This is a genomic window from Allobosea sp. AAP35 (assembly GCF_001295925.1).
In the GTDB taxonomy this organism is placed as follows: Bacteria; Pseudomonadota; Alphaproteobacteria; order Rhizobiales; family Beijerinckiaceae; genus Allobosea.
Genome location: NZ_LJHQ01000037.1, coordinates 1 through 14,170, shown reverse-complemented (window position 1 = coordinate 14,170; position 14,170 = coordinate 1). Strand labels below are relative to the sequence as shown.

The 14,170-nt window shown below is 67.7% G+C and carries 17 protein-coding genes; 8 read left to right on the top strand and 9 right to left on the bottom strand.

The window, feature by feature from the left end:
• The first annotated feature begins 18 nt into the window (after positions 1 to 18).
• Together IP69_RS12390 and IP69_RS12385 are read left to right on the top strand one after the other, a co-directional pair.
• Positions 19 to 663 carry a chloramphenicol acetyltransferase gene (locus IP69_RS12390; protein WP_054143137.1) on the top strand — a complete coding sequence of 215 codons (645 nt, stop codon included), beginning with the start codon at positions 19 to 21 and terminating at the stop codon, positions 661 to 663.
• 158 nt (positions 664 to 821) lie between these two features.
• Positions 822 to 2,330, top strand: coding sequence for a globin-coupled sensor protein (locus IP69_RS12385; RefSeq protein ID WP_054143136.1), 1,509 nt, complete (start codon positions 822 to 824; stop codon positions 2,328 to 2,330).
• A gap of 30 nt (positions 2,331 to 2,360) precedes the next feature.
• Here the strand turns inward: IP69_RS12385 and IP69_RS12380 are convergent, their stop codons facing one another.
• Both IP69_RS12380 and IP69_RS12375 read right to left on the bottom strand, forming a co-directional pair.
• On the bottom strand, positions 2,361 to 3,017 hold the full coding sequence (locus IP69_RS12380) for a methyltransferase (protein WP_054143135.1): 657 nt from the start codon (positions 3,015 to 3,017) through the stop codon (positions 2,361 to 2,363).
• Positions 3,014 to 4,168 carry a glycosyltransferase family 4 protein gene (locus IP69_RS12375; protein WP_054143134.1) on the bottom strand — a complete coding sequence of 385 codons (1,155 nt, stop codon included), beginning with the start codon at positions 4,166 to 4,168 and terminating at the stop codon, positions 3,014 to 3,016. Before IP69_RS12375 ends, IP69_RS12380 begins: the two co-directional genes overlap by 4 nt.
• Positions 4,169 to 4,290: 122 nt before the next feature.
• Between IP69_RS12375 and IP69_RS12370 the strand changes: the two genes are divergently transcribed.
• On the top strand, positions 4,291 to 4,758 hold the full coding sequence (locus IP69_RS12370) for a nuclear transport factor 2 family protein (RefSeq protein WP_054143133.1): 468 nt from the start codon (positions 4,291 to 4,293) through the stop codon (positions 4,756 to 4,758).
• A gap of 10 nt (positions 4,759 to 4,768) precedes the next feature.
• Here the strand turns inward: IP69_RS12370 and IP69_RS12365 are convergent, their stop codons facing one another.
• The 7 genes from IP69_RS12365 to IP69_RS12335 all read right to left on the bottom strand — a co-directional run bounded on the left by IP69_RS12365 (position 4,769) and on the right by IP69_RS12335 (position 9,566).
• Positions 4,769 to 6,253 (bottom strand): S8 family serine peptidase, encoded by a 1,485-nt coding sequence (locus IP69_RS12365; protein WP_054143132.1) that lies wholly within the window; start codon positions 6,251 to 6,253, stop codon positions 4,769 to 4,771.
• Between the two features lie 102 nt (positions 6,254 to 6,355).
• Positions 6,356 to 7,033 carry a hypothetical protein gene (locus IP69_RS12360; protein ID WP_054143131.1) on the bottom strand — a complete coding sequence of 226 codons (678 nt, stop codon included), beginning with the start codon at positions 7,031 to 7,033 and terminating at the stop codon, positions 6,356 to 6,358.
• Between the two features lie 81 nt (positions 7,034 to 7,114).
• Positions 7,115 to 7,675, bottom strand: coding sequence for a sigma-70 family RNA polymerase sigma factor (locus tag IP69_RS12355; protein WP_054143130.1), 561 nt, complete (start codon positions 7,673 to 7,675; stop codon positions 7,115 to 7,117).
• Between the two features lie 241 nt (positions 7,676 to 7,916).
• Positions 7,917 to 8,243: a hypothetical protein gene (locus IP69_RS12350; RefSeq protein WP_054143129.1), complete on the bottom strand. Its 327-nt coding sequence runs from the start codon at positions 8,241 to 8,243 to the stop codon at positions 7,917 to 7,919.
• A 230-nt stretch (positions 8,244 to 8,473) separates the two neighbouring features.
• Positions 8,474 to 8,854, bottom strand: coding sequence for a DUF6481 family protein (locus IP69_RS12345; protein ID WP_054143128.1), 381 nt, complete (start codon positions 8,852 to 8,854; stop codon positions 8,474 to 8,476).
• An 85-nt stretch (positions 8,855 to 8,939) separates the two neighbouring features.
• Complete coding sequence (gene rpsU, locus IP69_RS12340; protein ID WP_054143127.1) at positions 8,940 to 9,203, bottom strand: 30S ribosomal protein S21; 264 nt, start codon at positions 9,201 to 9,203, stop codon at positions 8,940 to 8,942.
• 153 nt (positions 9,204 to 9,356) lie between these two features.
• Entirely contained in the window at positions 9,357 to 9,566 is a 210-nt protein-coding gene (locus tag IP69_RS12335; RefSeq protein WP_054143126.1) for a cold-shock protein, read from the bottom strand.
• 288 nt (positions 9,567 to 9,854) lie between these two features.
• Between IP69_RS12335 and proB the strand changes: the two genes are divergently transcribed.
• The 5 genes from proB (at position 9,855) to rlmH (ending at position 13,990) form a co-directional block, all read left to right on the top strand.
• Positions 9,855 to 10,979 (top strand): glutamate 5-kinase, encoded by a 1,125-nt coding sequence (gene proB, locus IP69_RS12330; protein WP_054143285.1) that lies wholly within the window; start codon positions 9,855 to 9,857, stop codon positions 10,977 to 10,979.
• Between the two features lie 115 nt (positions 10,980 to 11,094).
• Positions 11,095 to 12,336: a glutamate-5-semialdehyde dehydrogenase gene (locus tag IP69_RS12325; RefSeq protein ID WP_082359285.1), complete on the top strand. Its 1,242-nt coding sequence runs from the start codon at positions 11,095 to 11,097 to the stop codon at positions 12,334 to 12,336.
• A gap of 29 nt (positions 12,337 to 12,365) precedes the next feature.
• Complete coding sequence (locus tag IP69_RS12320) at positions 12,366 to 12,995, top strand: nicotinate-nucleotide adenylyltransferase (RefSeq protein WP_054143284.1); 630 nt, start codon at positions 12,366 to 12,368, stop codon at positions 12,993 to 12,995.
• Between the two features lie 163 nt (positions 12,996 to 13,158).
• A complete protein-coding gene (gene rsfS / locus IP69_RS12315; protein WP_248306816.1) occupies positions 13,159 to 13,476 on the top strand; it encodes a ribosome silencing factor in 318 nt (105 codons plus the stop codon).
• A 34-nt stretch (positions 13,477 to 13,510) separates the two neighbouring features.
• Complete coding sequence (rlmH, locus tag IP69_RS12310; RefSeq protein WP_054143124.1) at positions 13,511 to 13,990, top strand: 23S rRNA (pseudouridine(1915)-N(3))-methyltransferase RlmH; 480 nt, start codon at positions 13,511 to 13,513, stop codon at positions 13,988 to 13,990.
• Positions 13,991 to 14,170: the final 180 nt, after the last annotated feature.

Sequence of the window (14,170 nt, the reverse complement as noted above, 5' to 3'; positions counted from 1 at the left end):
AACGGCGAAGGACATTCCATGGCGGCCAAGACACTCGGGCTCGAACCCGTCATCGATCCGACGGCGAGCGTGCGGCAGGCCACGCTGGGGCGCTACACCGAGATCGGCGCGCGCACGTCGTTCATCGAGTCGACGATGGGCGACTACTCCTATGTCGTGAACGATTCCAACATCATCTATACGACCATCGGCAAATTCTGCTCGATCGCGGCGATGACCCGGATCAACCCGGGCAACCACCCGATGCAGCGGGCCAGCCAGTCGCATTTCACTTATCGCGCCAGCGCCTATTTCGACGATGCGGAAGACGACGCCGCCTTCTTCGAATGGCGCCGCTCGACCCCGGTGACAATCGGCCACGATGTCTGGATCGGCCATGGCGCCATCATCCTGCCCGGCCGTAGCATCGGCACCGGCGCGGTCGTCGCGGGCGGCGCGATCGTCACCAAGGATGTCGCGCCCTACACCATCGTCGCGGGCAACCCCGCGCGCACGATCCGGTCGCGTTTTTCCGCCGAGATCGCGCAACGGCTGCTGGCGCTCGCATGGTGGGACTGGGAGCATGCCCGCCTGCGCGAGGCTCTCGGCGATTTCAGGTCGCTCCCCGTCGACGCATTTCTTGATCGCTACGAGGCCAGGTCGGGCCTAGAACCGGACGCCTGAAGATCGGGCGGGGCCATTCCAACCGACGTCGATCAATTCTACAGTCCTGTCCTGTTTATTTCATCGGGATCGGCCATGTCCTTGATGAGAAATTAACCATTGCGGGCTTTCCTTACGTCAAGCGCCAAAGGTTGGCGCATGGGTTAGGGAGCGTTTCGATGTCGGCCGATCATCTCAGCAGCCGTCTTGCCTTCATGCAGCTCGATGCGCGAGGACGTGATCGGATCAAGGGCATGCACGACGACATCGTCGCAGCCCTGCCGGGCGCGCTTGAAGCCTTCTACGGCCAGCTCAGGAGCTATCCGGAGACGCAGCGCTTCTTCAGCAGCGAAACGCAAATCGATGGCGCCGCGAAGCGTCAGTCCTCGCATTGGGACCGGATCGCCAAGGGCCAGTTCGATCAGAACTACGTCGCCGCCGTCACCAAGGTCGGCGAGATCCACGCCCGCATCGGCCTCGAACCGCGCTGGTATATTGGTGGCTACGCCCTGATCCTAGAGCGGATCATCAGCGATGTGCTGGAAGCCCGTTGGCCGAAAGGCCGCTTCGGCGGCAAGATCGAAGGCGCTTCCGACCGGGCCGCCGAAATCAGCGCGCTGGTCAAGGCCGCCCTGCTCGACATGGACTATGCCATCTCGGTGTATCTGGAGGCGTCGGAAACCGCCCGCCTGAGGGTCGAGGAGCAGGCGAAGGCCGCCGAGCGCGCGCTCACGATCGAGCGCGAGAAGGCGGTCGTCGCAGTGACGGAAGGCATGGCGGCGCTCGCCAAGGGCGATCTGACCTTCCGCATCGGCCAAGACATCCCGCACGAATACGGGGCGATTCGCGACCACTTCAATGAGGCCATGGGCCGGCTCGAAGAGATGGTTTCCACCATCCAGGCCAGTTCGGCCGCCATTGCCGCCTCCTCCCAGGAGATCAACTCCGGCGCGGAAGACCTGTCGCTGCGCACCGAGCAGCAGGCCTCGGCGCTGGAGGAAAGCGCGGCCACGACCGAACAGCTCGCGGCTTCCGTCAAGACCTCCGCCCAGGCTTCGCGCCGGTCCGTGGCTCTGGCCGACGACGCCACCAAGATCGCGCGAACCGGTGGCGACATCGTCAGGAACGCCACCGAGGCGATGGCCCGCATCGAGGACGCTTCGAAGAAGATCTCCGAGATCACCAGCGTGATCGACGGCATCGCCTTCCAGACCAATCTCCTGGCGCTGAATGCGGCGGTCGAGGCCGCCCGCGCGGGCGATGCCGGCCGCGGCTTTGCGGTCGTCGCTGCCGAGGTCCGCGCGCTCGCCCAGCGCTCATCGGACGCCGCCAAGGACATCACCGGGCTGATCGCGTCGTCCGATGCGGAGGTGACCGAGGGCGTCAAGCTCGTCGGCCAGGCCGGCGGCACGCTGGAACAGATCGTCGAGGCTTCGGCGGCTGTCTCCAACACCGTCCAGGAGATCGCCAGCGCCTCGGGCGAACAGGCCAATGGCATCGACGAGATGAGCCAGACCATCAGCCATATGGACGAGATCACCCAGCAGAACGCCGCGCTCGCCGAGCAGAGCGCAGCCTCCGCCAAGACGCTTCTCGACCAGATCGCCCAGCTCAGCCGCCTGATCTCGACCTTCCGCACCAGGAACAGCCGCGTGGCGACCATGCCAGCCGCGCGACGCGCCGCCTGACAAGCCCCGCCTGAAGGCGTGGGCTTCGCCTTACGCCTTCAGCTGCCAGACCGTGCTGTGCTTGATGTCGGCATCCTCCAGCGATCGCGTCACCGGCACGTCGTAGCTCGCCAGCGCCTCCAGCCGGTCCCTGGGCAGATAGCTGCGTCCTGGATCGCCGATCAGCACCCGCGTTCCCCCTGACGCCAGCTGCGTCAGCCAGGCGATGACGCTGTGCGCCATCGTCCGCTCGTAGCAGATGTCACCGGCGCAGACGACGTCCCAGCCCTCGTCGCGACCCACCAGATCGTCGAGCCGCACCGTGACCGAAACGCCGTTGGCAAGGGCGTTCAGCGCGATGGCCTCCGCCGCGAAGGCGTCGATATCGCAGGCCTCGACAGGGCTCGCCCCACATTTCGCCACCGCGATCGCGACAAGCCCCGAGCCGCTGGCGAAATCCAGCACGCGGAGCCCGTGCACGATGCCCGGGTTATCCAGCAGATAGCGCGCCAACGCCTGCCCGCCGGCCCAGGCGAAAGCCCAGAACGGCGGCGGCAGGCCGATCATCGCGAGTTCGTCCTCCGTCTTCTGCCAAAGCTCGGTCGCCTCCTGCGCCACATGCAGGCTGATCTCGGGCGCATGCGGCACCGGCAGCAGGCGGGTGTGTTCGACGATGAAGGCGCGTCGATCGAGAGGCGGCGCACTCACGCCACGATATCCGTGGTCGGCGCGCTGAGCATGCTGCGATACAGCGTCTTGACCGCGTTCATCACGTCGCGCTCGGTGTATCCGTCGAGCAGGCGGGCCCGGGCGCTGGCTCCCATGCGCTCGGCCAGCGACGGAGCCCGCGCGAGCGCGATCAGCGCCTGTGCCAGGGCGGCGGCGTCATCCACCGGGACGACCCGGCCGTCCTGCCCGTCACGCACGAAGCTGCGGCAACCCGGCACATCGGTGGTCAGGATCGGGCGGCCACAGGCGGCGGCCTCAAGGATCGTGCGAGGCAACCCCTCGCCGCCGCGCGAGGGCAGGATGCACAGATGGTGCTGGCGCCATACGCCCTCGATATCGCGGGTCGGCCCGGCCCAGACCACGCCCGGCCGCGAAGCCCACTGCTTCAGCATATCCTCGGGGATAGCCTTGGGGTTGGACGGGTCGGGCGCGCCATGGATCGTCAGTTCGACCCGCGCGCCCTGCGCGCGGGCGAGCCGCACCGCCTCGACCGCGAGATCGACCCCCTTCGACCAGAGCAACCGCGCCACCAGCGCGACCTTGAACGGTGGCGTCGGCGGCATCGGCTCGGGCATCAGGATCAGCGGATCGACGCCGGCGCCGCCGACGATCGCGATCTTGGCCGCATCCTGCGGATCGAGACCCAACGTGACCGGATCATCGGGGTTCTCGAACAGGAAGCGCACCTGCGGCCCATCGATCGCGCCACGCAGCCACGCCGTCGCGGCCAGCCGGGCGGTGGCGGCGACCAGACCCTGCCTGGCACCGAGGAAGCCCAGCCCCGTCAGCGCATAGACGCGCCGCTCGACCCCCGCCAGGCGGCCGGCGAGCCCTGCGAGCGCGATCGGCTTCAGCGCGATGCAATGCAGGATGTCGGGCCGCTCAGCCTCGATCAGCCGCTTCAGCGAGGTGACCTGGCGCAGCAGCGCGCGCGGATCAAGGCTGCGGCGCTCCGCCTCGAGCGCGATCAGCCGGGCGCCCGTGGCTTCGATCGCGCGGCGATGCTGCCGCTCACGCGCGATCACGGCGACATCGAAATCGAGCTCGCGCGCCGCCCGCGCCATCGGCAGGAAATGCGACGCGAAGAACCAGTCCTCGGTTGCAACGAAAAGGAGTCTCGGGCGGGCCATGGCGCGACATCAGTCCGATGCGACGCAGAAGGTCAAGCGCCCGCGGCCTGGAAAGCAGGGCACGAGGCGCTTGCCGGATTGGCCCCGGCACGTGCTAGCCTATTGACCTGATGGAGACAGTCATGGACGGAGCCCCCCACACGTCGCCGGCAGCCACATTTCCCACCGCGCTGGCCCGGCTGCGCGCGGCGCTCGCCTCCGTCGCCAATGGCGATGTCGGGCCGATCAAGGCGCTCTACTCCCACGCCGACGACGCGACGAGCATGTATGGCTGGGGCGGCTACGAAAAGGGTTGGGACGCCATTTCCAAACGCTGGGACTGGGCCGGGCAGCAGTTCAAGGGCGGCACCGTCAGCCACGAGAACGTCACCACCATCATCGGGGCCGAACTCGCCTACACCACCGATATCGAGAGCTTCGACGTGAGGCTGCCGGGGATGGACCAGCCAACCCGCTGGACCAACCGCGTCACCCATGTCTTTCGCTTCGAGGACGGCAGCTGGCGCCTTCTGCACCGCCATGCCAACCGTCTCGAAGGGCAATACGAGCCGGCACAGCGCCTGGGCGGCAACGCCAACGCGCAGGCTTAGGCGGGAGCAATCAAGGCCGCGAAGCGGTGACGGGCAAGGCTTGCGACAGCGCCGCAGCGGCGTCGATGCGGCCCGCGCCATAGACCGGGTCGCGCCCCTTCGAGCCGAGATCGATCGCGCTCTGCGTCAGCAGCCGCCTCATGCCGGCGGGGTCGAGATCGGGCCGCTTCTCCAGCACCAGCGCGACCAGCCCCGACACATGCGCGGCTGCGATCGAGGTGCCAGAGGAGAAGGCGTAGCGCCCCTGCGGTTCGGCGGCGAGCACATCGACGCCCGGCGCCGCCAGCGCGATATAGCCGCCGCGACTGGCATGGCGGAAGATCCGGTCATCGGCATCGGTGGCCGTCACGGCAATGACATTGGGGTCGGCGCCCGGATGAAGCGGCGCGGCGCCCGGGCCGCCATTGCCGGCAGCCGCGACCGCGATGATCCCGCGGGCGGCGACGCCGGCCAGGCCGCGGGAGAGCAGCCTGTCTTCGGGCCCGGCAAAGCTGAGATTGATCACGCGGGCGCCGTGCTCCACCGCCCATTCGATCGCTGCCATGATCTGCAGGCTGGTGCCGCTCGCCGAAGCGGAGTTGGCGTGTCCCGAGAACGCCCGCGCGACCAGCAATTGCGCCGCCGGGGCGACTCCTTGCAACTGGCCTTGCGCCGAGATCGCCGCGGCCATCGCCGTGCCATGGGCATGCGGCACAAAGGCTTCGCCGAGCGCGTCGAAAAAACCGGCAATCGCGCCGCGCAGTTCCGGATGGCCGACATCGACCCCGGAATCGATCACCGCCACGCGGATCGCGGCCCCGCGCGCGAGCTTGTGCACATCGCCCAGCCGCAGCTTGTCGATGACATATTGCGGCGGCAGATCGCGGCGCGGCGTCCGCGCGGCGCGAGCTGCCGCCGGATCGGACAGGCGCAGCGTCGGCACGTCGGAACGTCCACCACCGGATGCCGTCGTGCTGACCGGCCGCGCCAGCTCCTGCTGAAGCTCATAGGTGAAATTCGGTTGCGCGCCGGCGATGGCGTTGTCGTCGGCCATCTGGGTCAAGACCGCGCGCAGGTCGCGACCGGCCTCGAGCCGGGCGCGGATCAGAGTCGTGCCCGCAAGTTCGACGCGACGACTGGTGATCAGCGTCGCGCCATAGCGCCGCAACACGGTTTCGGCCTGAGCACTGGGGGCGAGTTCGAACAGGATCTCGTCGGGGACGAATCTTGTCTCGTTGGCTGCGGGAACCATCGTGCGCGAGGCGCGCGACGATCCGAAGACCGACGGCAGCTGCCAGGCTGGCGGCTGCACCGTAATCGACCGCGTCGTGGGGCCTGAAGGAGCGGCCGCGGGCGTGTTGGCGTCACCGGTGCCCGGCGGCTGCGCCGGCACCTGCTGTGCCTGGACCGGTTGAATAAGACCGGGGCTCAAGGCAATCACGACGGCAAGGCATCCGCCGCCAGCCAGCCGCAGGGCGCGATTCAGGCGATGAACCAGGCAGAGCGATGACGTCATGATGCGCCCTCCCGATGCACCCGATGCAAGCGACGAGATAGCAGAAGGGGCGAGATAGCAGAAGGGGAAAGCCGCGTCATCCGCGTTACCCGCGCCGGACGCTCAGGGCGCCGGCGCGACGAAGCGGACGATCGCCGCCTCCGCCTTCATCCGCGCCGCAATGGCATCGACCTGGGTCTGCGTCAGGGAGGCATCGCCGACCCGGACCTTGAAATAGCCGTTGGCACGCGGTCCATCGACCACGGATGCATCGAACCGCCTGAAGAACGAAGCGATGTCGCCGGCCCGCGCATCGGACGCAAAGCTGAGAAGCACATAACGCTCCGACGAGCCGCCAGGAACAGATGCCGTTTCGAACCCCGTGTTTTCACGCAAGGCGATGCTGGTCAGTGCGATGCCCTGAATCGCGATCAGCGCGCAGGCGGCCGCGCCGGCATAGGCCAGGCGTCGTGGCGGCTGCGAGGCCATCACGGCACCGAGCCAGGTGATGAAGCCACCGCGGGCGGTCGCAAGCAGACCGAGCCGGCGCGGTTCGGCTTCCATCCCCGCCATCAGGCGATCCAGGACACGCGGCGATGGCGCGCCCAGGCTCTCGTTCAGCAGCGTCGTCTCGGCCATGTCGTCACGGATGATGGCAAGCCGAGCAACGAGATCGGGGTCGACGGCCAGCGCCGCCTCGACACGGCCCTTGTCGGCCGCCGAGATGCGCCCATTGGCATAGAACGGCAACAGCAGCTCGATCTCGGCGCGCTGCGGATCGGTCGCGATGGCGTCGGTCATGACTGAACTCCAGAACGGCTCGATGAAGGGCGGCAAGGCATCGGCGAATATCGGGCAACCGGGCGAGTGTCCGGCCTGGTCTCAGGGCCAGCCCCGGTCGATCCCCGCGTTCTTGAGCAGTTCACCCAGCTTCTTGCGGGCATGAAACAGTCGCGTCTTGACCGTGTTCTCGGGGATGCCGACGACCCGGGCGACCTCCTCGATGGAGCTCTCATGGTAGTAGACGAGATCGATGACCTCGGCATGCTCGCGCGACAGCTGTTTGAGGCAGGCCCGGATCGCGTGCCCCTTGTCCTGCTTCTGCAGCACGACCTCGGGATCGTCGGCTTCGTCCTCCATGCTCTCGGCGACATCATCGTCGAGCCCGGCGTCCCGGCGCTTGCGCAGGGCCGAGTAGGATTTGTTGCGCGCGATCGTGAGCAGCCAGGTCGTGACCGAGGAGCGCCCCTCAAACCGGTCGGCCTGACGCCAGAGATCCATGAAGACGTCACCGGTCACATCCTCCGCCATCGTCTCGTCGCGCAGCAGGCGCAGCGCGAAACGATAAACCCGCGTCTGATGCCGTGAGAACAGCACCTTCATCGCGAGCCGGTCGCCACCGGCGATCCGCTTGACGAGTTCGTCGTCCGATTCCGTATGCATCGCCCTCGAGGCCTAACATCCGGCTCGCAAGGGTTGGTCGCGGCGAGCTTGGAAAAGGTTCAACCGGCGGAGAGACTATTCTGCCTGCGACGATTTTTCATACGTCATCGGCGGGCTTGGTCAACCGGAAGTGACGTTTTCGCGCGGCAATGCAAGCGGACGCTGGCGCGACGGAAGGATCCACGCGCCGAAACCAGTTCGATGTGACGGGAATCCGGCTATTGACCGAAACCGGACGCGCTCAGGGAGCGGGCTTGGCCTTCGGCACGCGCTTGACCACCGCGGCGGCCTTCGCGGTCCTGGCCGCCTTGACGGCCGCTTTTGCATCGGCGATCTCGGCCTTGGCCTTGGCCTGCTCGTCGGCGATGATCGCGGCGGTCTCGGCATCAGCCGCTTCCTTGGCGAGCCGCAACGCCTTCAGGCGCACGGTCTTCTGCAGCACGAGGTCTCGCTCGAGCTGCTCGGCCTCCATCGCGCGGGAGGCCTCCTGCTTGCGGGCATCGGCCTTGTCGAAGGCGAGCTGGGCGCGACGTTTGATTTCGTCGGCGGAGAGTCCTCGCGTCGCCATGGCGGCTTGCTCCGGATAAATGCAGCGAAGGCGGGTTCCCGATCCGAGCCTAACGGCCCGAAGCGACCCGACTCCTGGGAGGGAGGCGTGTCACGCCAGCCGGACAGACGCGCCAAGGCGCATCGGTTCAGGCCGGAAGCATCGACTGCCGAGCCTCCTGCCGCGCAAGGCGTGCATGCGAAACCCCGTCAGCGGTACGCCGGGAACGATCGTGCCCGGCGCCGGATGTCTTAGCGGCGGCCGCCCTTGCCGGCAGCGCGCATCTGCGCGTACTGCACGGCTTCCAGCAGCACCTTGCGCGGGCGTTCGGCATCGCGCTTGGCCTGCTCGGCCTTGCGGGCGACTTCGCGGGCGATCTCGGCGAGGCGCTCTTCCTCGACAAGCCTCAGCCGCTCGATCTCGTCGAGACGCTCCTGCTCGGCGCGCGCGGCGGCCTTCTCGGCCTCGCGCTCGGCGCGGGCAACGGCGACGGCTTCGCGTTCCGCGCGTCGCTGCTGCATGATCGGGTCATCCGGACCGGGCCGTGCCTTGAAACGCTCGAGGAGCGCCTTCTTGGCGGCCGCGGAATTGGCCTGACGATCAGTGAAGCTGCGGTCGGTCGGGTTCTTCAAGGCTAGCCTTCTCTCGTGTTGTCACGGGCTCGAAAATGACCCGCGAGGGCGCAATAATCCAAAATGCGCCCCAATGGTATCGAAATCAGCGCGGCGCAGGTGCGCTTCCAGCGCGCACCGGCTTCGGCTTGGGCTTGGGCGCTGCAATCAGGCCTTCGCGCTGCATCTGCTTGCGGGCGACCTTGCGGGCGCGGCGGATGGCATCGGCCTTCTCGCGAACGCGCTTCTCGGACGGCTTCTCATAAGCCGAACGGCGCTTCATTTCGCGGAAGACGCCTTCGCGCTGCATCTTTTTCTTCAGAACCCGGAGGGCCTGGTCGACATTGTTGTCGCGAACGAGAACCTGCATGTCTCACTCCTGCGGTTGGAGGATGGAAAAAGGGCCGGGCATTTGGTCCCCGACCCTTCGTCATGCCGCATCATCTAGGCTTGGAAATGGCGGGCGCCAGTACATCCGTGGTCGCCCTTCCTGATCTCGTGGCCCGCTGACGCGGCTGTCGTCTCACTCGGCGCGGAGCTGGTCGGCGGACATCTTGCCCGAGCGCTTGTCCTGCGTGAGCTCATAGGAGATCTTCTGACCTTCCCGGAGATCGCGCATGCCAGCACGCTCGACGGCACTGATGTGGACGAACACGTCCTGGCCACCATCATCCGGCTGAATGAAACCAAAACCCTTGGTCGAATTGAACCACTTAACTGTACCGGCGCTCATGACGAACCCTTTCACGGTATTGTTGTAAGACGCGAGAAGGAGTCCGCGCGCCCTTTTTCGAATTTTAGCGGGAAGGTCGTCAGCAAGCGCATCTTCATGCGCGGGGCCACGTCGTTCGGCCTAAATATCGACACGCTCCATATGGGCGCTCGAAACCGCATTGTCAATGCAACTGTCGGGCAAATGCGGCGATCGGGCCTCCGCTGCCCGGCACGAACGCTTTACAACGGCGCGCTTTTCGCCAACAGGCAGGCATTGATCATTGCCAACCCGTCGGTTCCCCACCCCGTGCAGACGCCGTCGTTGAACCAGTTCCGCCGCATCGTCGTCAAGGTCGGATCGAGCCTGCTGGTCGACCGTGCGCGCGGCCGTCTGCGCCAGGCCTGGCTCGCCGCCCTGGCCGAGGATCTCGCCGAGTTGCACCAGCGCGGCGCCGATATTCTCGTCGTTTCCTCGGGCGCCATCGCTCTGGGCAGAACCGTGCTGGGCCTGCCCTCGGGCCCGCTGCGTCTCGAAGAGAGCCAGGCCGCCGCAGCGGTCGGCCAGATCGCCCTGGCCCGGACCTGGTCGGAGGCGCTGGGCGCGCACGCCTTGACCGCCGGGCAGATCCTGCTGACGCTCGCCGACACCGAGGAGCGCCGCCGCTATCTCAACGCGCGCGCCACGCTCGGCCGCCTGCTCGATCTGCGCGCGATCCCGGTGATCAACGAGAATGACACCGTCGCCACCACCGAGATCCGCTATGGCGACAACGACCGGCTCGCCGCCCGCGTCGCCACCATGGCGGGCGCGGACCTGCTCGTCCTGTTCTCCGACATCGACGGCCTCTACACCGCGCCCCCCGCCCGCGATCCGGCGGCGCGACATATCCCGCTGGTCGAGCGCATCACGCCGGAGATCGATGCGATGGCGGGAGGGGCGGCCTCCGAATTGTCGCGAGGCGGCATGCGCACCAAGATCGAGGCCGGCAAGATCGCGGCCGCCGGGGGCACCCATATGCTGATCGCAGACGGACGGCCGAAGAACCCGCTCGCCGCGATCGCCTCGGGCGCGCGCTGCACCTGGTTCCTCACCGCCTCGACGCCCGCGACCGCCCGCAAGACCTGGATCGCCGGCTCGCTGGAGCCTCGCGGCGCGCTTCATGTCGATGCCGGTGCGGCCCGTGCGCTGCGCGGCGGGGCCAGCCTGCTGCCCGTCGGCGTCAGCCGGATCGAGGGCGATTTCGCGCGCGGCGACGCCGTGCTGATCCGCGATGTCGAGGGCCGCGTCCTCGGCCGCGGGCTCGTCGCCTATGATGCTGGCGAGGCGGCGCTGGTGCTGGGCAAGGCGTCGCGCGATATCGAGGCGATTCTCGGCTATCCCGGCCGCGCCGAGATGATCCACCGGGACGACATGGCCCTCGGGGTCGGCTAGGGTTGCAACCGTGATGGCGTTGGGCAGGGTTGAAATGACGAGCGAAAGCACGCTCCGCGTGGTCTCGACGAGCGGCGTTGTCCGCGACGACGCGGCCGAGGATGTCGTTGCGCAGATGTTGGCCCTGGGCCGGCGCGCCCGCGCCGCGGCGCGGGAGATCGCGCTTTCATCCGAGTCCCAGCGCAACGCGGCTTTGCTCGCGATGGCCGCAGCGCTGCGTCAGAATGCCGGCCCGATTCTGGCCGCCAATGCGCTCGACCTCGCCGAGGCCCGGGCGGCCGGGCAGAACGCCGCCTTCATCGACCGGCTGCTGCTCGACGCTGCCCGGCTCGCCGAGGTCGCGGATGCGGTCGCCGGCATCGCCGACCTGCCCGATCCGCTGGGGCGTGTGCTCGCAACCTGGACGCAGCCCAACGGCCTGCGCTTCGAGCGCGTCGCGACGCCGCTGGGCGTCATCGCGGTGATCTTCGAAAGCCGGCCCAACGTCACGGCCGATGCCGGCGCGCTTTGCCTCAAGAGCGGCAATGCCGCGATCCTTCGCGCTGGCTCCGACAGCCTGCGCACGTCCACGCAGATCGCTCAGGCTTTGCGCACCGGTCTGGAATCCGCCGGCCTGCCCGCGGACGCCATACAAATCGTTCCGACGCGAGACCGCGCCGCCGTCGGCGAAATCCTGAAGGGCCTCGATGGCACCGTCGATGTCGTCGTCCCGCGCGGCGGCAAAAGTCTCGTCGCCCGCGTCCAGAGCGATGCCCGCGTCCCGGTCTTCGCCCATCTCGACGGCAACTGCCATGTCTATATCCATGCCGCGGCCGATCTCGCCATGGCATGCGAGATCGTGCTCAACGCCAAGCTGCGGCGCACCGGCGTCTGCGGCTCGGCCGAAACGCTGCTGGTCGATGCGGCCTGTGCCGAAACGCATCTGCGGCCGCTCGTCGCGGCATTGCTGGAGGCGGGCTGCGCCGTGCGTGGCGACGCCGCCACGAAGGCCATCGATACGCGCATCACGCCTGCCACGGCCGAGGATTGGGCGACTGAATATCTCGATCGCATCATCGCGGTGAAGGTGGTCGCCGGGCTCGACGCGGCGATCGACCATATCGAGCGCTATGGCTCACACCACACCGATGCGATCGTCACCGCCGACGAGACCGCCGCCGCCCGCTTCCTCAAGGAGGTCGATTCGGCGATCGTCCTGCACAATGCCTCGACCCAGTTCGCGGATGGCGGCGAATTCGGCTTCGGCGCGGAAATCGGCATCGCCACCGGCCGCATGCATGCACGTGGGCCGGTTGGCCTCGAGCAACTCTGCTCGTTCAAATATCGTGTCCATGGCAGTGGCCAGATTCGTCCGTGAGCCCAGATCCCCGGACGAGCACGCCTGCGCTGCCGCGCGCCTCTCATGCCGCGACCGAGCATCTGCGCCTGCCGCCGCATGCGCCGGGACTGCGCATCGGTTTGTTCGGCGGCACCTTCAACCCGGCCCATGACGGCCACCGCATGGCAAGCCTCACCGCGCTGCGGCGGCTGCAGCTCGATCGGGTCTGGTGGCTGGTCACGCCCGGCAACCCGCTGAAGGACAACGCCGCCCTGCCCGCACTGGCTCAGCGCGTGCGCTTCGGCCGCAAGCTCGCAGACCATGCGCGAATCCATGTCACCGGCATCGAGGCGATGCTGCGCACGCGCTACACCGCCGATACGCTGCGCGCCCTAAAGCGCCGTTGCCCGGGGGTGAAATTCGTCTGGATCATGGGGTCGGACAATCTCGCCGGCTTTCACCGCTGGAACGAATGGCGCGCCATCGCCCGGATGATGCCGATCGCGGTGATCGACCGGCCGGGCTCGACGCATAGTTCGGTCGCCTCGCCGGCCGCCAACTGGCTGTCGCGCTGGCGGATGGCGGAGAGCCAGGCGGCGGCGATCGCCCATGCCAGACCCCCGGCCTGGATTTTCCTGCACGGCCGTCGCTCCGAGCTGTCTTCGACGATGTTGCGCCAGCAGGCGCAGAGCGATTGAATTTCGGGCCGATCCGGCGTATTTTGATCCTGTCGTGCCCTGAGCACGTCGAACATGTGAGGATACGGAACTGAACCGTTCAACCCTTGGCGAAGCCGAGCCCACGCCGCTTCCCCAGGCCGCCGTTGCAGAGAACCCCTCTGCCGACAGCGTCGCCCTCGCATTGCATGTGCTCGAAGACATGAAGGCCGAAGACATCACGGTCATCGACCTGGTCGGCAAGACCTCGCTGGCTGACGCGATGATCATCGCGTCTGGCCGCGTGAACCGTCATGTCGCCTCCATCGCCGATTCGCTGGTCGAGGCGCTGAAAGCGTCGGGCCTGCAGCCCCCCAAGGTCGAGGGCATGCCGGCCTGCGACTGGGTGCTGATCGACACCGGCGACATCATCGTGCACGTCTTCCGCCCGGAAGTGCGCCAGTTCTACAATCTCGAGAAGATGTGGGGCGCCGATCGCCCCAATGAGCGCCTGGTCGGCTGAGGCCGCGACTCCGGGCCGACATGAAGCGAGATCGATGCGCCTCGCCCTGATCGCCGTCGGCCGGCTCAAGGACGGACCCGAACGCGAGCTCTGCGAACGCTACCGCGAGCGCGCCGCCACACTGGGGCGCGGGCTCGGGCTGACCGGCCCCGAGATCATCGAACTGGCCGAAAGCCGCGGCCGCCGGCCCGACGAGCGCAAGCGCGACGAGGCGGCCGCGATCACCGCCAGGCTCGCGCCGGGTCTGGTGATCGTGCTCGACGAACGCGGCAGGAGCCAGGGCAGCGACGCCTTCGCTGCCCGTATCGCAGCCGCGCGCGACGCGGGCACCGCTTCGCTCAGCCTTGTCATCGGCGGCGCCGACGGCCTCGCCGACGAGATCCGTGACGCAGCCGGGCTGACGCTGGGCTTCGGCGCGTTGACGATTCCGCACCAGCTGGTGCGGGTGCTCGTGCTCGAACAGCTCTACCGGACAATGACGATCCTGACCGGGCACCCCTATCATCGCGCCTGAGCTATCATGTCCCATGCGCCTTTTCCGGCCCCTGATTCGCGCGAGCGCCGCCGTGACCGATTCCCTTCCCCCCGCTTGCGGTGGGGAAGGGTTAGGAATGGGGGGGCGTGCAGGATATGGCGCGACGGTCGAGCCAGGCACAACGCCCCCCCACCCCACCCCTCCCCACTGCAAGCGGGG